The organism is Mesorhizobium sp. M1A.F.Ca.IN.022.06.1.1 (assembly GCF_003952605.1).
Classification (GTDB): Bacteria; Pseudomonadota; Alphaproteobacteria; order Rhizobiales; family Rhizobiaceae; genus Mesorhizobium.
This window is the reverse complement of the sequence record NZ_CP034455.1, coordinates 1,480,246-1,496,931: the sequence shown is the minus strand read 5'-3', so window position 1 is coordinate 1,496,931 and position 16,686 is coordinate 1,480,246. Positions and strand designations below refer to the sequence as shown.

At 64.9% G+C, this 16,686-nt stretch carries 19 protein-coding genes; 10 read left to right on the top strand and 9 right to left on the bottom strand.

The features are described 5' to 3' along the window. The first annotated feature begins 54 nt into the window (after nucleotides 1–54). Entirely contained in the window at nucleotides 55–1,029 is a 975-nt protein-coding gene (locus EJ078_RS07435; RefSeq protein WP_095801114.1) for a hypothetical protein, read from the top strand. A gap of 14 nt (nucleotides 1,030–1,043) precedes the next feature. Here EJ078_RS07435 and moaB read toward each other — a convergent pair whose 3' ends face one another. The 6 genes from moaB to EJ078_RS07405 all read right to left on the bottom strand — a co-directional run bounded on the left by moaB (nucleotide 1,044) and on the right by EJ078_RS07405 (nucleotide 4,754). Next, nucleotides 1,044–1,592: a molybdenum cofactor biosynthesis protein B gene (moaB, locus tag EJ078_RS07430; protein WP_066999023.1), complete on the bottom strand. Its 549-nt coding sequence runs from the start codon at nucleotides 1,590–1,592 to the stop codon at nucleotides 1,044–1,046. Next, a complete protein-coding gene (locus EJ078_RS07425) occupies nucleotides 1,592–2,473 on the bottom strand; it encodes a 4-(cytidine 5'-diphospho)-2-C-methyl-D-erythritol kinase (protein ID WP_127324102.1) in 882 nt (293 codons plus the stop codon). The genes moaB and EJ078_RS07425 overlap by 1 nt, the downstream gene beginning before the upstream one ends. A gap of 26 nt (nucleotides 2,474–2,499) precedes the next feature. After that, the gene (locus EJ078_RS07420; protein WP_066999017.1) at nucleotides 2,500–2,685 is read right to left on the bottom strand and encodes a hypothetical protein; all 186 of its coding nucleotides are present in this window, start codon (nucleotides 2,683–2,685) and stop codon (nucleotides 2,500–2,502) included. An 84-nt stretch (nucleotides 2,686–2,769) separates the two neighbouring features. Next, the gene (locus tag EJ078_RS07415; protein WP_067327810.1) at nucleotides 2,770–3,627 is read right to left on the bottom strand and encodes a S49 family peptidase; all 858 of its coding nucleotides are present in this window, start codon (nucleotides 3,625–3,627) and stop codon (nucleotides 2,770–2,772) included. Between the two features lie 108 nt (nucleotides 3,628–3,735). Further along, complete coding sequence (locus EJ078_RS07410; protein ID WP_067327811.1) at nucleotides 3,736–4,530, bottom strand: methyltransferase; 795 nt, start codon at nucleotides 4,528–4,530, stop codon at nucleotides 3,736–3,738. Continuing rightward, on the bottom strand, nucleotides 4,530–4,754 hold the full coding sequence (locus tag EJ078_RS07405; RefSeq protein WP_066999078.1) for a DUF2007 domain-containing protein: 225 nt from the start codon (nucleotides 4,752–4,754) through the stop codon (nucleotides 4,530–4,532). The genes EJ078_RS07410 and EJ078_RS07405 overlap by 1 nt, the downstream gene beginning before the upstream one ends. A 162-nt stretch (nucleotides 4,755–4,916) precedes the next feature. Here EJ078_RS07405 and EJ078_RS07400 point away from each other — a divergent pair, with 162 nt between their 5' ends. From EJ078_RS07400 to EJ078_RS07380, 5 genes are all read left to right on the top strand, one after another. Continuing rightward, nucleotides 4,917–5,930 carry a polyprenyl synthetase family protein gene (locus tag EJ078_RS07400; protein WP_095801112.1) on the top strand — a complete coding sequence of 338 codons (1,014 nt, stop codon included), beginning with the start codon at nucleotides 4,917–4,919 and terminating at the stop codon, nucleotides 5,928–5,930. A gap of 107 nt (nucleotides 5,931–6,037) precedes the next feature. Beyond that, the gene (locus tag EJ078_RS07395) at nucleotides 6,038–6,703 is read left to right on the top strand and encodes a GntR family transcriptional regulator (RefSeq protein WP_095800918.1); all 666 of its coding nucleotides are present in this window, start codon (nucleotides 6,038–6,040) and stop codon (nucleotides 6,701–6,703) included. 198 nt (nucleotides 6,704–6,901) lie between these two features. Beyond that, nucleotides 6,902–7,510 carry a biotin transporter BioY gene (locus EJ078_RS07390; RefSeq protein WP_095830456.1) on the top strand — a complete coding sequence of 203 codons (609 nt, stop codon included), beginning with the start codon at nucleotides 6,902–6,904 and terminating at the stop codon, nucleotides 7,508–7,510. Beyond that, entirely contained in the window at nucleotides 7,507–7,923 is a 417-nt protein-coding gene (locus EJ078_RS07385) for a DUF1284 domain-containing protein (RefSeq protein ID WP_127216086.1), read from the top strand. The genes EJ078_RS07390 and EJ078_RS07385 overlap by 4 nt, the downstream gene beginning before the upstream one ends. 186 nt (nucleotides 7,924–8,109) lie before the next feature. Beyond that, on the top strand, nucleotides 8,110–9,885 hold the full coding sequence (locus EJ078_RS07380) for a tetratricopeptide repeat protein (protein WP_127216087.1): 1,776 nt from the start codon (nucleotides 8,110–8,112) through the stop codon (nucleotides 9,883–9,885). Between the two features lie 49 nt (nucleotides 9,886–9,934). Here the strand turns inward: EJ078_RS07380 and EJ078_RS07375 are convergent, their stop codons facing one another. Next, the gene (locus EJ078_RS07375; RefSeq protein ID WP_127216088.1) at nucleotides 9,935–10,396 is read right to left on the bottom strand and encodes a GNAT family N-acetyltransferase; all 462 of its coding nucleotides are present in this window, start codon (nucleotides 10,394–10,396) and stop codon (nucleotides 9,935–9,937) included. Between the two features lie 172 nt (nucleotides 10,397–10,568). Here EJ078_RS07375 and EJ078_RS07370 point away from each other — a divergent pair, with 172 nt between their 5' ends. Further along, complete coding sequence (locus EJ078_RS07370) at nucleotides 10,569–11,513, top strand: glycine--tRNA ligase subunit alpha (RefSeq protein ID WP_082954005.1); 945 nt, start codon at nucleotides 10,569–10,571, stop codon at nucleotides 11,511–11,513. On the opposite strand, the gene EJ078_RS07365 is transcribed toward EJ078_RS07370, so the two are convergent. After that, nucleotides 11,510–11,692 (bottom strand): hypothetical protein, encoded by a 183-nt coding sequence (locus EJ078_RS07365; RefSeq protein ID WP_095823826.1) that lies wholly within the window; start codon nucleotides 11,690–11,692, stop codon nucleotides 11,510–11,512. The genes EJ078_RS07370 and EJ078_RS07365 overlap by 4 nt on opposite strands. A gap of 252 nt (nucleotides 11,693–11,944) precedes the next feature. Here EJ078_RS07365 and EJ078_RS07360 point away from each other — a divergent pair, with 252 nt between their 5' ends. Together EJ078_RS07360 and glyS are read left to right on the top strand one after the other, a co-directional pair. Further along, the gene (locus EJ078_RS07360; RefSeq protein ID WP_127216089.1) at nucleotides 11,945–12,346 is read left to right on the top strand and encodes a DUF559 domain-containing protein; all 402 of its coding nucleotides are present in this window, start codon (nucleotides 11,945–11,947) and stop codon (nucleotides 12,344–12,346) included. A gap of 69 nt (nucleotides 12,347–12,415) precedes the next feature. Further along, the gene (gene glyS, locus EJ078_RS07355; RefSeq protein ID WP_127216090.1) at nucleotides 12,416–14,848 is read left to right on the top strand and encodes a glycine--tRNA ligase subunit beta; all 2,433 of its coding nucleotides are present in this window, start codon (nucleotides 12,416–12,418) and stop codon (nucleotides 14,846–14,848) included. 57 nt (nucleotides 14,849–14,905) lie between these two features. Here glyS and EJ078_RS07350 read toward each other — a convergent pair whose 3' ends face one another. Further along, nucleotides 14,906–15,388: a hypothetical protein gene (locus EJ078_RS07350; RefSeq protein WP_189413842.1), complete on the bottom strand. Its 483-nt coding sequence runs from the start codon at nucleotides 15,386–15,388 to the stop codon at nucleotides 14,906–14,908. A gap of 276 nt (nucleotides 15,389–15,664) precedes the next feature. On the opposite strand from EJ078_RS07350, the gene EJ078_RS07345 reads away from it, so the two are divergent. Next, nucleotides 15,665–16,627 carry an L-threonylcarbamoyladenylate synthase gene (locus EJ078_RS07345; RefSeq protein ID WP_067328019.1) on the top strand — a complete coding sequence of 321 codons (963 nt, stop codon included), beginning with the start codon at nucleotides 15,665–15,667 and terminating at the stop codon, nucleotides 16,625–16,627. Nucleotides 16,628–16,686 lie beyond the last annotated feature (59 nt).

Here is a 16,686-nt window from a genome sequence, read left to right as displayed (position 1 = left end):
ATGAAGCGGCAGACGGCTGGCGCTTCGTCGGACGCCGTGCATACGAGGAACCCGATGAACCTTGGTACTCCAGACAATTCAGGCGCGGCCAGCCTGGAGGCGATCGCTCGTAATGGCAGCCTGTTCAGGCGCATCGCCGTGCGCATCCCGACCTATCTGAAAGATCTACGCGAAAATCCGGCCTGGCTGCCGATGTTCGTGCTGGCGCGCACCATGCCGGGGCGCCGCATGCACTGGCTAGGCGCCAGACGCGTTCGCCCGCTCGACAATGCGGGAGAGACGATGTTTGCCGGCGTCGATCGCGAGGCGGTGGTCGCGGCGCTTCGCTCCGATGGACTGTTTTCGGGGTTCACGCTGCCGTCGGCGATCCATGAGGAGATCGCCGTTTTTGCGCAACGCACGCCCTGTTTCGGCAATTTCGACCGCCGTCTCGAATTCATTCCGGGCGACCATGCCGAGGCGGAGAAGCGTTTCGGCCGCTCGCTGCTCAGCGGGCATTATTTCGAACGCATTCTCGATTGCCCGGCGGCGCTTGCCATCCAGCGGGATCCGCTGCTCCTCGAGGTCGCGCAGCACTATCTCGGCGGCCAGGCGAAACTGATCACGACGCGCGTGTGGTGGAGCTTTCCGACCGGCAAGGCCTCGGATGCCGACAAGAATCTCGCCTCGCTCGGCAAATACCATTTCGATCTCGACGATTGGCGGATGCTGAAATTCTTCTTCTATCTGGTGCCGGTCGACGCCGGCACCGGCCCGCATGTCTATGTCCGCGGCAGCCACAGGCGCCGCGCGCTCAAGCACCAGCTCACGCTTCTGGTCGGCCACCCCGCGGAAGACGTGCTGGACGTCTACGGTCCGGAAAGCGCTGCGACGCTGACGGGCGAGGCGGGCCTCGGCTTCGTCGAGGATCCGTTCGGCTTCCATATGGGAACGGTGCCGACGCATACGCCGCGGCTGATGATGGAAATCGGCTTCGGCGTCTCGCGGCCGTCGCGCCGTCGCTTCCACGGCGAGCCGGTCATCCGCTGAGCCGGACGGGGCCGCTACTCCGGCTTGCCGCGGCGCCTGAGGTGCTCGTCCAGCCGCGGCATGATCTCGACGAAGTTGCAGGGCATGTGCCGGTAGTCAAGCTGCGCCTTGATGATGCCGTCCCAAGCATCCTTGCACGCGCCGGGCGAGCCCGGCAGCACGAAGATAAAGGTGGCGTTGACGACGCCGCCGGTCGCCCGGCTCTGGATCGTCGATGTGCCGATCTTGTCATAGGAAATCCGGTGGAAGACTTCCGAAAAGCCGTCCATGCGCTTTTCGAAAATCGGCTCCAGCGCTTCCGGCGTTACGTCGCGGCCGGTGAAGCCGGTGCCACCCGTGGTGATAACGACGTCCACCGTTTCATCCCTCGACCAGGCGAGCACTTTTTCGCGGATCTTCTCGCGGTCGTCGGTGACGATGTCGCGAGCCACCAGTATATGGCCAGCCTCTGCGATGCGGTCGGCCAATATCTGCCCGGATTTGTCCTCGGCCAGGCTGCGCGTGTCGGAAACGGTCAGCACCGCGATGCGCACCGGGATGAAGGGGCGGCTTTCGTTGGCCATCAGTCGGTCTCCATGCTGCGCGTCGCGGCCACGAACCAACTGGGATGGCGGCGGCGGATGTCGATCGCCGCGCGCTTGGCGACATTGCCAGTCTCGAACAGGCCGAAGCAGGTAGCGCCGGAGCCCGACATGCGGGCAAAGGCGGCTCCCGCTTTTTTCAGCGCCTTGAGCGCATCTCCGATCGCCGGTTGGATGGCGCGAGCGGCAGGTTCGAGATCGTTCCGCGTCGTGTCGAGCCAATTGCGCATGCTGTGAAAATCGAGGCGGCCGGGCAGCGGCGGCAATGCCTCATTGTCAGGTTTGGAAAGCGCTTTGAACACTTCGGGTGTCGAAACGGCCACGCCCGGGTTGACCAGGATGAGCGCCAGCGCCGGAAACTCCGTCAGCGGCGACACTTCATCACCAATGCCGCGCGCAATGAGCGGCCTTGCCTTGAGGCACATCGCCAGATCGGCGCCGAGCGTCAGCCCGATCCGCGCCAGCCCCGCCTCCCCGATGTCGAGCTTCCAGAGGCGCGAAAGGCCGTTGAGCGCCGCCGCCGCGTCGCTCGAGCCGCCGCCGACGCCGGAAGCGACCGGCAGGTTCTTCTCCAGCCGGATGGCGACTGGTGGCGCCTGTTGCGCGCCGGCTTCCCGCCGCAACGCGTCGCGCGCTTTGAGTACCAGATTGTCGCCATCGATTGGCACGCCGGCGGCGAAGGGACCAGACGCCGAGAACGCATCGTCTTGCGCCAGCTCGATCTCGAGCCGGTCGCCGAAGCGCGTGAACACGGCAAGGCTGTCGAGTAGGTGATAACCGTCGGCGCGCCGTCCGGTGACGTGCAGCGCGAGGTTGATCTTGGCAGGCGCAAGCCATGTCCGGGACTTGGCCTCGGCCTCCAGAATGTCGGCTGCTGGCGAGATGGTGTTCAGTCCTTAGCCAGACGGTACTCGCCGGTCTTCGGATCCTTGACCAGCGTTCCCATCGTGCCGTTGGCCGCCTGCTTCTCGGTGCGCCGGATCTTGGCCGTCACGCGCTCGGCCTCGCGTACGAAAGCGCGATAACCGAAATAGGCGGCGGCGCCGACGACAACGAAGAAAATGATCTGCGGCATCTCACAACTCCTCCCGCGTTTCTCGCGGCAAGGCCGGCCGGATGGGTCGGTCAAGCGGCCATGCTAGACGCAATCATGGCTTTTTCAAAGCCCGAAGCGCGCCCACAGCGCGCGCTCTTCCGCCGCATCGATGACGCCGCTGGCCGCGGCCGCGGCGATGTCCGGCGCCGAAAAACGCGATCCGAACAAGCCGAAACGGCCGAAAAGCCCGCGCGGCGCGGTGATCAGCCTGAGCTGCGTCTTTTCGCCGAAACGGGTCTTGAGCACGCTGCGCATGTCGCCCAGCGCATCGACGAGGCCGAGCTCGAGACCCTTTTTGGCGGTCCAGAACAGTCCGGTGAACAGATCCGGGTCGTCCTTGAGCTTGGTGCCGCGCCGTTCCTTGACGAGATCGATGAAGGTCTCGTGCACTTCGAGCTGCAAGGCTTTCAGCCGCTCGACGTCTTCCCTCTTTTCCGGCTTGAAGGGGTCGAGCACGGCCTTGTTCTGGCCCGCGGTGTGGACGCGCCGCTCGATGCCGATCTTCTTCATCAGCTCCGGGAAGCCGAAGGAGGCGGAGACGACGCCGATCGAGCCAACGATCGAGGAAGGGTCGGCGAAGATCTCGTCGCCGGCGATTGCGATCATGTAGCCGCCGGAGGCCGCCACATCCTCGATGAAGACGAGCACTCGTCTGTCCTTCTCTGCCGCCAAGTCGCGGATGCGCTTGAAGATCAGCCGCGACTGCACCGGCGAGCCGCCCGGCGAGTTGATCGAAATCGCAATCGCCGGCGCGTCGAAGCCGAACGCCTTCTCGATGAGCCCGGCCGTCGAGGCGAGCGACAGGCTTGGCCGGAACTGGCCGCCGCCGGGCATGATCGTGCCATGCAGCCGGATGACCGGAATGGTGACGACTGTCGAGCGCCAGGATTTCGGCAGCAGGCGGTTGAAGAAGCGTTTCACGAAAGCTTGTCTCCACAAGAGATGCTAGAGCAAGGTCAGACCTCATCCTTGCTCCCGGGCATGTAGGAATTCGCCGCGCAACGGCAATGCCGCATCGCCGGCCTCTGATCAATCGCCGAACAGCGACGCCAGCCCGTTGTTGATCATTTCGGTCCGCTCCGTCGGCTCGTTGCCGGATGCGCCGTGCAAGGTGAGCGGAGGCCGGATCGACAGTTTTCCGCGCGCGCCGAGCACCGCCCTGACGACGATGCGGATCGCCGCCGCGTCTGGGCGCGGGTGCACGCAGAGCATCTCGGCATCGCCGAAGCGGCCTTCCATCGCATCCAGGATGGCGACAAGCTGCTCCGGCCGCGCAATCGCCGCCAGTCCGCCGCGCGGCTTGACGACGGCGGCCGCACTTCTGATCCAGCGCTCGAACAGGCCGTCCTCCGCGACATGCGCTTCTCTGCGCAGCGCGTCCGGCGTTGCGCGGTCTTGTGCCGCGTTGAAGGGCGGGTTCATGACGACGAAGTCGAACGAATTGTCGGCAAGTCCGGCTCCGTGCCGTGCCCGTCCCGCAAGCGTGACGTCGGCCTTAAGCACCGAGGCGCGGTCGCCGAGATGCGCGTTGCCGGGGTGGGCAAGCGTGGCGGCGGCAAAGGCCGCCATCTCCTCGGAACGCTCGACCAGAACCGCGTGTGCCTCAGGGCAGCGCGACAGCACGGCGAGCGTCGCCGCACCGGCGCCCGCGCCGAAATCGGCGAGCCGGCCGGAAAAGCCGGACGGGACGGCAGCAGCCAGCATCATGGCGTCCATGCCGGCACGGTGGCCTTGTCGCGGCTGCACCAGCCAGAAGCGCCCGCGATGGAAGGCGTCGACCGTGTGGGCCGGCGTGTCCGGGGCGAGGGCGGTTGATGCTGCCATTATTGCCGGCGGATCTCGTTCTCGATGCCGGCATCCTTCAGGATGCGCCGCGCGGCATCGGCTTTCTCGGCATCGACCATGACGCGCCTGGGCAGGATGCCGATCGATCCGTCGAGCACGCTCATGTTCTGGTCGGCGACGAAGCAGGCGATGCCGGCGTCGCGCATGAGCGATTCGACGAAGGAGATGAGGACGGCGTCGTTGGTGCGGACAAGCTCGATCATGGAATGAAAATCGCAGGTTGCGGCGCTCATGTAAACGCCAGGGCAGCCCAGCGCCAGCCAAACCGCGCCAATTCGCCTCTTGCCGTGCGCGGTTGTGCCGACCTAGAGTCCCACCGGGACCAGGGTGTTGTCGGGCGCGTCAATGAGACGGGAGTGATCGTGGTGGGTGTCGTTCTGAATATCGAAGGCAAGCGGGAACCTGCTTCCATCCAGGATCTCATCGACCTGACGGCAGCCGACATGGGACGGGTCAACGAGCTGATCCTGTCGAAGGCCGGCTCCGACGTCGAGATGATCCCGGAGGTCGCCAACCACCTGATCTCGTCCGGCGGCAAGCGGCTGCGGCCGATGCTGACGCTCGCCGCCGCCCAGATGTTCGGCTATGCGGGCGAGGGGCACGTCAAGCTCGCCACCGCAGTCGAATTCATGCACACCGCGACGCTGCTCCACGATGACGTCGTCGACGAGAGCGCGCTTCGCCGCGGCAAGAAGACGGCGCGCATGATCTGGGGCAACCAGGCGAGCGTGCTGGTCGGCGACTTCCTGCTCGGCCAGGCTTTTCGCATGATGGTCGAAGTCGGCTCGCTGGAGGCTCTCGACATCCTGTCGAGCGCCGCCTCCATCATCGCCGAGGGCGAGGTGATGCAGCTTGCGGCTGCCAAGAATCTGGAGACCACCGAGGACGAGCACTTCGCCGTTATCAAGGCCAAGACCGCCGCCCTGTTCTCGGCCGCCGCCGAGGTCGGTCCGGTGATCGCGCTCGCTTCCCGCACCGACCGGGCGGCGCTGCGCTCCTATGGCATGAATCTCGGCCTTGCCTTCCAGCTCATAGACGACGCGCTGGACTATGGCGGCTCCAGCAAGGATCTCGGCAAGAATGTCGGCGACGATTTCCGCGAGGGCAAGGTGACGCTGCCGGTGATCCTCGCCTATCGGCGGGGCACCAAGGCCGAGCGCACCTTCTGGAAGCGCGCCATCGAGGAAAATGTCGCCGACGATGCCGGGCTCGAAAAGGCGATCGGTCTGATGACCCGCCATGGCGCCATCGCCGACACGATTGGCCGCGCCCGTCACTTCGGCGAGATCGCCCGCGACGCGCTCGCGCCGCTGGAGGCGACGCCGCAGAAATCGGCGCTGATCGACGTCATCGATTTCTGCATCAGCCGCGTCAACTGAGCGCCTGTCGGTTCTCCTTGGCATCGCCTGGCGTCCGCCGGGCGGGCGCCTGTGATTCCGCTCTGGCCGTCTCGACAAACGGCAGCTCAGCAAATTATCTATAAAACATGGCCACCACAGAGGACACGATCGCCGTCCGCATCAGCAAGGAACTGGCGGACCGCATCATTTCGGGCGCTATCGAGCCCGGATCGCGGCTGCGCCAGGATCATGTCGCCGAGGAATTCGGCACCAGCCACGTGCCGGTGCGCGAGGCCTTCCGCCGCCTCGAGGCGCAGGGTTTGGCGATCAGCGAGCCGCGCCGCGGCGTGCGTGTGGCCGCTTTCGATCTCGGCGAGGTCAGGGAAGTGGCCGAGATGCGCGCCGCGCTCGAAGTGTTGGCGCTGCGCCACGCCGCGCCGCATCTGACGCCGGCGATCCTCGACCGCGCCGAGGAGGCGACCAAGGCGGGCGACAAATCCCGCGATGTCCGCTCCTGGGAGGAGGCCAATCGCACCTTCCACCGCTTGATCTTGACGCCCTGCAACATGCCGCGCCTGCTTTCCACCATCGACGACCTGCATGCCGCAAGCGCGCGTTTCTTGTTCGCCGCCTGGCGCTCCGAATGGGAGACCCGCACCGATCAGGACCACCGGGCGATCCTGAGCGCGCTGAGGCAAGGCAACACGGAATCGGCCGCCGCCACGCTCGGCCGGCATGTGCAATGGATCGGCCAAAAACCGGTCAAGACCGCTTCCGGCAGGACTCGCGACGCCTTCGCCATCGTCGGCTAGCGCGAGAACGCAGACACAGCTGCCTTTCTGCGCTCAATGGCAGTCAAATGTCGGTTTTGGGCGCCCCGATTGCCCATGAATGGCTCAGCCTCATTGCCCTCCGCAAGGCAGCGCTTGCCATCTCCGCAAAAATATGGATTCGATAATAGATCGATTGCAGGAATTATCTATAATTTCAACTCAACCAGGGACCTCACCGTGACAAACATCGCCGTTTCGACCCGCCAGTCTTCCTTCAGCCCGCTCCAACTGCACAGCCGCTCCGTTGCCTGGCAGTTCGGCGCCGTCGTCCTCGGCTCGCTGTTCCTGGCGCTGTCGTCCTACATCGAGGTGCCGATGGTGCCGGTTCCGGTGACCATGCAGACCTTCGCGGTGACGCTGGTCGGTGCGCTCTATGGCTGGCGCTTCGGCGCGCTCACCATCGCGGCCTGGCTTGTCGAGGGTGCCGCCGGCTTCCCGGTTCTGGCCGGCGGTGCGGCCGGCGTGCAGCATTTTATGGGCCCGACCGGCGGCTATCTCTTCTCCTTCCCGATCGTCGGTGCGATCGTCGGCTGGCTGGCCGAGCGCGGCTGGAACGGCAATCGGGTGATGCTTGCCTTCGCCGCCATGCTCATCGGCAATCTTCTATGCCTGGTTCTCGGCACGGCCTGGCTTGCCGCCATGATCGGCGCCGAGAAGGCCATCACCTTCGGCTTCCTGCCCTTCATTGTCGGCGGCCTCTTGAAGTCGGCGCTGGGCGCCGCGACGCTGAAGCTCTTTTCCACCTATCGGGCCGAACCGCGCGACCGCTCGTCAAAGACGCAATGACTGTCAGGCTGCGCGCCCACCATCTGCTCTGCCTGCTGACCTATGTCGGCAAAGGCTACTCGCCCGCCTTCACCGCCAATTACGACAAGGTGGTGAAGCGGCTGGGCGACGGCGAGGCGGTCCTGATCGTGTCCGGGCCGGACGACATCTGCACCCCGATGCTGGTCGAGCCCGAGCCGCACTGCCTGGGCGAAGGCGCCGCCGAGCGCGACGGGCTCGCGGCGCGCGACGTCGGCGCTCTCCTCGGCCGGTCCGTCCGGGCCGGCGACCGGCTCGTGTTGGATGCCTCCAGCCTGGCGCCGATGCGCAAGGCGTTTTCCGCCGGCCTGACGCGTCAGGCGTGCTCGGGCTGCGAATGGTCCGACCTGTGCAGCGCGGTTGCCCTCAGCGGATTCCAAGATACGCGTCTTTAGGCGGCGCTGTCTGCGGCTTCCCGCGCCGGACTTTTTGGACAAACGCCGTATTTTTTAAGCCCGATGATTGCATTGTGATTCGCTGCGGATTGAAGCCTGACCCCAAAAAGGCCATGCTTTGTCGGGAAAACATCGACTCTGTGGGCGGTCCGCCAAGGGGGATCGCGTCTGGCTGAAAGGGATACAATGCGGCAAGGACGTGCGCGCTGGCTGACGAGGCTGGCATTTTTAACGGGTGTGGCGCTGTCGGTGCTGCCTGCCCATGCCAAAGAAAACTCCCAACCGGTCCAGATCACGTCCTTTTCGGGCGCCTATCTTGCCGCCCATATTGCCGAAAGCGACAACGATCTCGACAATGCCATCGCCTATTACAAGCAGGCCCTGGCCTTTGCCCCCAATGACACCGAACTGCAGCAGAGCCTCATGCTGGCGCTGGTCGCCCAGGGCCGCTTCGAGGAATCGCTGGTCTATGCCGACAAGCTCAAGGAAGTTCCCGATGTCGAGCGCTTCTCACGTCTGGCGCTTGCCATCGACTCCTTCCACAAGAAGGACTACGCCAAGGCTCAGTACTGGCTGAAGCTGTCGCTCGAATCCGATCTCGACCGGCTGCTCTCCGGCATCATGGACGGTTGGGCCAAGGAAGGCGCGGGCGATGCCTCCGAGGCGATGGCTTCGATCGACAAGCTCAAGGGTCCGGACTGGTTCGGCCTGTTCAAGTCCTTCCATCGCGCCCTCATCGCCGACGCCGCCGGCCTTTCCGCCAAGGCCGATGAGATCTACGCCGCCACCCTGGCCGATACCGCCGCCGGCGGCTCCGCGCCCGAGACGTGGATGCGCAATGCCCAGGCCTATGCCTCGTTCCTCGCCCGGAAGGGCGACAAGACAAAGGCGATGGCGGTGCTGAACCAGGCCGAAGCCTTCGCGCCTGGCAAGCTCGAAATCACCACGCTGCGCGACAGGATCAGCAAAGGCGACAAGATCGAGCCCCTGGTCGCTACCCCGGCCGACGGCGCCTCGGAAATCCTGCTCGACCTCGCCACCGCGCTCAACCGTGGCGGCGGCGAGCCTTTCGTTAGGCTCTATCTGCAATATGCACTGGCGCTGAAGCCGGACAGCGACGCCGCCCTCGTGCAGCTGGCCGCCGTCGCCGAGCAGCTGAAGGACGGCGAAGGCGCGATCGCGCTCTATCGGCGCATTCCGGCCTCCTCGCCATTGAAGGAGCTTTCTGAGCTGCAGCTTGGCCTGAACCTTGCCGACATCGACCGTCACGACGAAGCCATCGCGCATCTCAAGGGCTACGTCGATGCGCACCCGACCGACATGCGCGGCTACCTTGCGCTTGGCGGCGTCTACTCCTCCAAGGAGGACTACCGTTCGGCTGCCAATCTCTACGACAAGGCGGTTGAACAGCTGAAGACGCCGACCGCCGCCAACTGGAACATCTTCTACCAGCGCGGTATCGCCTATGAGCGGCTGAAGGAATGGCCGAAGGCCGAGCCCAATTTCCGCAAGGCGCTGGAGCTGCAGCCCGACCAGCCGCAGGTTCTGAACTATCTCGGCTATTCCTGGGTCGACATGAACATGAACCTCAAGGAAGGCCTGGCGATGATCCAGAAGGCCGTGGATCTCAGGCCAAGCGACGGCTACATCGTCGACTCGCTTGGCTGGGCCTATTACCGCCTCGGCCGCTTCGACGACGCCGTGCGCGAAATGGAGCGAGCCGTGTCCCTGAAGCCCGAGGATCCGGTTCTCAACGACCATCTGGGCGACGCCTATTGGCGCGTCGGCCGCAAGCTGGAAGCGACCTTCCAGTGGACCCAGGCACGCGACCTGAAGCCGGACCCGGACGTGCTCGCCACCTTGCAGCAGAAGCTGCTGAAGGGCCTGCCGCCGATCGAGTCCAACACGGCGCAGGAAACGCCGAAGGTGAAACCGGTCCCGCCGGCGGCGCCGAAGGGCTGAGGCGCACAATTCTGCAGTTTTGGCGGGGCCTTTCGGGCCTCGCAACGTTTCAAAACATCTTGCGGTAGACGACGAATCCCGAGCGCTCGCCGATCCTGTCATAGAGCAGCATGGCGGTGTGGTTGGTCTCGTGCGTCAGCCAGTAGACGCGACCCGCGCCCGCGGCTTTGGCGCGCTCGTAAACGCCTTCGATCAGCGCCCGGCCGACGCCTTGGCCGCGCGCGGCTTGTGAGGTGAAGAGATCCTGCAGATAGCAGTTCGGCGCGATCGCGGTGGTCGAGCGGTGGTAGAGATAATGGACGAGGCCGAGAAGCTTGCAGTCGCGCTCGGCCACCAGAGCATGCACCGGCTCGTAAGCGTCGAAGAAGCGCGACCAGGTCATCCGGGTGATCTCGCCGGCAAGCGCGGTCTCGCCCGAGCGGCCGTAGAATTCGTTGTAGCCGTCCCAGAGCGGCAGCCACTGCTCGTAATCCTGCTGGGTGACGGGGCGGACGGTGAGTTGACCGAGCATGGCGGGAACCTTTGTCGTTGCGGCTCGCCGAAGCAAACGGCCCGCGTGAGCGGCCGGCAATGGGCCACCCGCCGGCAAAGCGTTCAACCTCTCCTCGATGCGGCGCCCTGCCTTGACGCTTGCCGGCCCGGCAACTAGGGAAAGCCCACTCCCAGCGCTTTCCGAGGCCGCCGTGACCGTCGAGATCCCTGCCCACATGCATCCCAGCCGCTCCTTCCAGGGGCTGATCCTGACCTTGCACAACTACTGGGCAGCTTACGGCTGCGTCATCCTGCAGCCCTACGACATGGAAGTCGGCGCCGGCACCTTCCACCCCGCCACCACCTTGCGCGCGCTCGGCCCGTTGCGCTGGAACGCGGCTTACGTGCAGCCGTCGCGCCGGCCGAAGGACGGCCGCTACGGCGAGAACCCGAACCGGCTGCAGCATTACTATCAATATCAGGTGATCCTGAAGCCGAACCCGCCGAACCTGCAGGAACTCTATCTCGGCTCGCTGGAAGCCATCGGCGTCGATCCGCTGCTGCATGACATCCGCTTCGTCGAGGACGATTGGGAGAGCCCGACGCTGGGTGCCTGGGGCCTCGGCTGGGAGTGCTGGTGCGACGGCATGGAAGTGTCGCAGTTCACCTATTTCCAGCAGGTCTGCGGCATCGAATGCGCGCCGGTGGCGGGCGAGCTCACCTATGGGCTGGAGCGCCTCGCCATGTATGTGCAGGGCGTCGACAATGTCTATGACTTGAACTTCAACGGCCGCGAAGGGCCGGAGAAGGTCACCTATGGCGACGTGTTCCTGCAGGCCGAGCAGGAATATTCGCGCCACAATTTCGAATTCGCCAACACGGCGATGCTGCTTCGGCATTTCGAGGACGCCGAAGCCGAGTGCAAGGCGCTGCTCGCCGCCGGCGCGCCGGCGTCGAACGACAATTCGTCGATGCATCGTCTGGTTTTCCCCGCCTATGACCAGTGCATCAAGGCAAGCCACGTCTTCAATCTGCTTGACGCCCGCGGCGTGATTTCCGTGACCGAGCGCCAGAGCTACATTCTGCGCGTGCGCAACCTTGCCAAGGCTTGCGGAGAGGCGTTCCTGCAGACGCGCGCGGGCGGCCTGGCGACTTAGCCCAAAGTCACGCTGGCGATCTCGGCGGCGGCTGCCATCGGCAACGTGATCTGGACTGTCGCGGCATCAATCGTCCGCAGTGCCTGTCGCACGCCCGGCATCGAGAATGTGCCATGCATCTGGGCGGCGAAGCAGGCGCTCAGTGCCAGGATCTGCAGGATTCTCGATGCCGTCTTCATGGTCGTTCAGCCAATAGTTCTCCGTCTGAGCGTTGGTCGCTTCAGCACTGCGTTTGGTTCATGGGGTGTCTGTTCTTATGACGGGTGGGCTCGCGTCGTCCCGACAAAGAACTGAAAATTTCCTGAAATAGCTCGAACTGCCGACCGGCAGGCAGGGTGACAGGCGCGAGCCGAGTTGCTATGCGCCCTCTACCTCCCCTTGATGGGGGAGGTCGCCGCGAAGCGGCGGGTGGGGGTGACGGGCGCTTCCCTATGCCAAAACTTGATCGGTTCAAGCTGCAGTCCGCACGAAGGCTGCGCGCGGCAATGACCGAGGAGGAACGCAGGCTGTGGCGGCACCTCTGGCGTATTCCGGTCGAAGGAACGCACTTTCGTCGACAAGCGTCGGTTGGCGGTTACTATCCTGACTTTATCTCCCATCGGCTGAAGCTGATCATCGAGGTGGATGGCTTCCAACATGGCTTTGATGGCCAGCAGTGCCATGATGCAGTCCGAACGAGATGGTTTGAGAGCCAGGGCTATCGCGTCGTCCGCTTCTGGAACCACGAGCTAAAAAACGAACTGGATTCCGTTCTCGATACAATCTATGCGGCTGTGGAAGAACGAAAATCACACCTTGGTCTGCGCGATGGTGCCGAAGGTGCTGGCGGCTGAAACGCCGCCACCCCACCCCGGCGCTGCGCGCCGACCCTCCCCATCAAGGGGAGGGTAAGGAGCTAACTGATGCCTGACCTCCTCCTAGAACTCCGCTCGGAAGAAATCCCCGCGCGCATGCAGCGCAAGGCGGCCGGCGATCTTCGCAAGATGCTGACCGACGGCTTGATCGAGGCGGGTCTGACCTATGAGGCGGCGCGCGAATACTGGACGCCGCGACGCCTGGCGCTGGACGTGCGCGGGCTGACGGCGCGCTCGAAGGACATTCGCGAGGAGATCAAGGGCCCCTCGACCACGGCGCCCGAGCAGGCGGTGCAGGGTTTTCTGCGCAAGGCCGGCCTTTCATCGATCGCCGAGGCGCATGTCCATTCCGATCTCAAGAAGGGCGACTTCTACGTCGCCCACATCCCCAAGCCGGGCAGGGCGGCGGAAGAGATCATCGCCGAGCTGGTGCCGGGCATCATCAAGAACTTTCCCTGGCCCAAATCGATGCGCTGGGGCGCGGCCTCGGCCAAGCCCGGCTCGCTGCGCTGGGTGCGGCCGCTGCAATCGATCGTCTGCACCTTCGGCCCGGAGACCGAGGAGCCGGTGGTGGTCGATTTCGAGATCGACGGCATCCGCTCCGGCAACGTCACCTACGGCCACCGCTTCCATGCACCGGGCCCGATCACCGTGCGCCGCTTCGACGACTATGTGGCGAAGCTCGAAGCGGCCAAGGTCGTGCTTGATGCCGACCGGCGCAAGGAGATCATCCTGGCCGATGCCCGCAATGTCGCCTTCGCCAACGGCCTCGATCTCGTCGAGGACGAGGGCCTGCTGGAAGAGGTCTCCGGCCTGGTCGAGTGGCCGGTCGTGCTGATGGGCGAGTTCGAGCAGGATTTTCTCACCATCCCGGCCGAGGTCATTCGCCTGACCATTCGCGCCAATCAGAAATGCTTCGTGACGTCGCGCCCGATCTCCCCGCTAGAGGGGGAGATGTCGGCGAAGCCGACAGAGGGGGGTGCCGTCCCGCCTTCCTCTCAGCGCGAGGCGCCCCCCTCTGCCCTGCCGGGCATCTCCCCCTCAAGGGGGGAGATTGGCCAATCGCCACTCTCCGATCGCTTCATCCTGGTTGCCAATATCGAAGCGAAGGACGGTGGCAAAGAGATCGCCTACGGCAATGGCAAGGTGGTGCGGGCGCGTCTCTCAGACGCGCTCTATTTCTGGAAGACCGACCAGGGCGATCTGCCCGACCTCGGCACGCTGCAAGAGTCGGCGGCGAAGTTCGAGCTGGATCTGAAGAAGCCGCTCGACCAGCGCATGGCGCGCCTTGACCATCTCAACGTCACCTTCCATGCCAAGCTTGGCACACAAGGGCAGCGCGTGGCGCGCATCAAGCGCTTGGCCGAAGAATTGGCGCCGACGGTGGCGAAGTCGATCTCCCCCCTTGAGGGGGAGATGGCCGGCAGGCCAGAGGGGGTTGCTTCGGCTGGTGCGACGCATTCTGGCCTTTCGAAGAGGGAAGAGGTTGGCACTCCACGCGAGACGACTCCCTCTGTCGCCTCTGGCGACATCTCCCCCTCGAGGGGGGAGATTACCGCGCTCGTCGCCCGCGCCGCGGTGCTCGCCAAGGCCGACCTGCAGACCGAGGTGGTAGGCGAGTTCCCGGAATTGCAGGGCGCCATGGGCTGCAAATATGCGCTGCTCCAGGGCGAGCATCCGTCGGTGGCCGCGGCCGCCGAGGAGCACTACAAGCCGCAAGGCCCGTCCGACCGGGTGCCGACCGACCCGGTGTCGGTTGCTGTCGCGCTGGCCGACAAGCTCGACACGCTGACAGGCTTCTGGGCGATCGATGAAAAGCCGACAGGCAGCAAGGATCCGTTCGCGCTCAGAAGAGCTGCACTCGGCGTGGTCCGGATCCTGATCGAGAACCGCATTCGCCTCGGACTGACATCGGTCTTCGCCAACGCCTTTGCGAGCTTCGCCGGCGATGCCGCACAAATTTCGGATCTCCTCGGCTTCTTCCATGACCGCCTCAAGGTATATCTCCGCGAGAGCGGTGCACGATACGATCTTATCGACGCCGTCATCACGCCGCAGTCCGACGACCTTCTGCAGATCGTTCGCCGCGTCGAGGCGCTGGGCAAGTTCCTCGACACGGAGGATGGCAAGAACCTGCTTGCCGGTACCAAGCGCGCCGCCAACATCCTGGCTGCCGAGGAGAAGAAGAAAACACGGGTCGCCGAGATTGTTGAGCCGGCGCTGTTCCGCGAGGATGCGGAAAAGAAGCTGTCGGCCGCGGTGAATCAGGCCGAGAAGGAAGCCGGCCAAGCGATTCAAAACGAAGATTTTTCCGCCGCCATGCTGACGCTTAGCGTCTTGCGTGAACCAGTTGATTCATTCTTTGAAGGGGTTCTCGTGAATGATGAGGACCAGGCCGTGCGCGCCAACCGCCTGGCCCTGCTTGCTCGCATCCGCGCCGCCACCGACCAGGTCGCCGATTTTTCAAAAATCGTCGGCTGACAACCAGAATGCCGGTCGGAAGCTGCATGCTCCATAAGGCGCGGGAGGCCGTCGCGCCTACATCGCCTTGCTGAACCGCGGCGGCGTCGGGGCAGCTTCCGGTTGGGCTTCCGGTTGGGTCTCGCCGTCAGACGCGGTTGCCGTCGTGGCGGGGTTGTTCTCGGAAGCGTTGGTATCGCCGTTGGCGGCAGCCTGAGCCGTGCCGTTGGGGGGCGTGGCCGCAGCCGTGCCGTTGGGAGGCGTGCCGGCGGGCGCGGTGCCGTTTGCCGGTGTCGCGGCCTCCTTGGCCGGGGCAGCCGCCGCGGGCGTCGCCGAGGCGCCGCCGACGATGCCGCCGCGAATGATCGTCGGCGGCTGCGCGTGCCTCTGTCCGGATTTCTCCGGGATCGCGGCCACTTTCTCATCGGTGACGGCTGGCACCGGCTCGCCGAGCGCCACAACTGACGGTGTAGCCTTGCCGGGCTCGATCGCGGCCAGCCTGACAATGGATGGCGTCGAGGTCGCCGCGCCGAGCACGACGATGGACGAAGCCTGTGCCAAGCCGCTCGTCGTCAGAAGACCGATAACGACCGCTCCTAGAGCAATTCCAGGAAAGGGACGTAACAGCTTTCCGTTCGCAATTGCATCAAAGCAAGACATACGCATCACGACAACTCTCCGCCCACCAACCGGAAATCCGCACCCTAGCGTCGGCGAATTGATGCCGACTTGCGCGGAAACTTAACATTTTAGGGATTGATAAATCGCCAATGCGCGCCCTTGCCCCTGCTGCCATGCCGTATTACGGGACCGGCATGTTCAGGATCGGTGGTGAATTTGGCTGAGATACTTGGCGTCGGCGAGGCGATGGAAAGGGCGCTGGCGCTGCTCGAAGGCGGCGATGTTGTCGCCATCCCGACCGAGACCGTTTACGGACTGGCAGGTGACGCCACCAATGGGGCTGCCGTGGCGCGTATCTTCGAGGCCAAGGGGCGCCCGCGCTTCAACCCGCTGATCGCCCATGTCGCCGACCTCGCCATGGCAAACCGCATTGCTACATTCGATCTATTGTCAACAAAGCTGGCGGAAGCTTTCTGGCCCGGTCCGCTGACGCTGGTGTTGCCGCAGCGCGCGGAAAACGGCATCCATCCGCTCGTCACAGCCGGGCTTGACACGATCGCGCTGCGCATGCCGAGAGGCTTCGGCGGCGAGCTGATCGCGAGATTGGGCCGGCCGCTCGCGGCGCCGAGCGCCAATTCCTCCGGCAGGATCAGCGCCACGACGGCCGAGGCCGTGTCGGCCGATCTCGGCGGGAAGATCAAGCTGGTGGTCGACGGCGGCGCGACGCCCGTCGGCCTGGAATCGACCATCGTCAAGATCGAGGACGGCAAGCTGCGTCTGCTGCGACCCGGCGGCATCGCTGCCGGGGACATTGAAGAGGCGGCCGGCGCAAAGCTGATGCGCGGTGCTGCCGGCATCCAGGCGCCCGGCATGCTCGCCTCGCATTACGCGCCCGGCGCATTGATGCGGCTCAACGTCGGCAAGATCGCAAGCGGCGAGGCGCTGCTCGCCTTCGGCCGCGCTCGCGCTGAAGGCTGGCAGGATGCCGTGGCGCTGCGCAATCTTTCCGAGGCGGGGGATCTGCGGGAGGCCGCCGCCAATCTGTTCGCCTATATGCAGGCGCTCGACCGCAGCGGCGCGGCCACGATCGCCGTCGAGCCGATCCCGGCCGACGGCTTGGGCGAGGCGATCAACGACCGGCTCGCGCGCGCCGCCGCCCCGCGTGACAAGATCGACTGAGCCTATCTCTTTGTTTTGACGCAATTCCGGACGGAAAACCGCTTCACACTTTTCCTGGA

Excerpts from the sequence above, each read along its gene's own strand:
- EJ078_RS07435 (WP_095801114.1), top strand. The coding sequence starts at position 55 with ATGAACCTTGGTACTCCAGACAATTCAGGCGCGGCCAGCCTGGAGGCG.
- moaB (WP_066999023.1), bottom strand. The coding sequence starts at position 1,592 with ATGGCCAACGAAAGCCGCCCCTTCATCCCGGTGCGCATCGCGGTGCTG.
- EJ078_RS07420 (WP_066999017.1), bottom strand. The coding sequence starts at position 2,685 with ATGCCGCAGATCATTTTCTTCGTTGTCGTCGGCGCCGCCGCCTATTTC.
- EJ078_RS07410 (WP_067327811.1), bottom strand. The coding sequence starts at position 4,530 with ATGGCAGCATCAACCGCCCTCGCCCCGGACACGCCGGCCCACACGGTC.
- EJ078_RS07405 (WP_066999078.1), bottom strand. The coding sequence starts at position 4,754 with ATGATCGAGCTTGTCCGCACCAACGACGCCGTCCTCATCTCCTTCGTC.
- EJ078_RS07395 (WP_095800918.1), top strand. The coding sequence starts at position 6,038 with ATGGCCACCACAGAGGACACGATCGCCGTCCGCATCAGCAAGGAACTG.
- EJ078_RS07385 (WP_127216086.1), top strand. The coding sequence starts at position 7,507 with ATGACTGTCAGGCTGCGCGCCCACCATCTGCTCTGCCTGCTGACCTAT.
- EJ078_RS07380 (WP_127216087.1), top strand. The coding sequence starts at position 8,110 with ATGCGGCAAGGACGTGCGCGCTGGCTGACGAGGCTGGCATTTTTAACG.
- EJ078_RS07375 (WP_127216088.1), bottom strand. The coding sequence starts at position 10,396 with ATGCTCGGTCAACTCACCGTCCGCCCCGTCACCCAGCAGGATTACGAG.
- EJ078_RS07365 (WP_095823826.1), bottom strand. The coding sequence starts at position 11,692 with ATGAAGACGGCATCGAGAATCCTGCAGATCCTGGCACTGAGCGCCTGC.
- EJ078_RS07360 (WP_127216089.1), top strand. The coding sequence starts at position 11,945 with ATGCCAAAACTTGATCGGTTCAAGCTGCAGTCCGCACGAAGGCTGCGC.
- glyS (WP_127216090.1), top strand. The coding sequence starts at position 12,416 with ATGCCTGACCTCCTCCTAGAACTCCGCTCGGAAGAAATCCCCGCGCGC.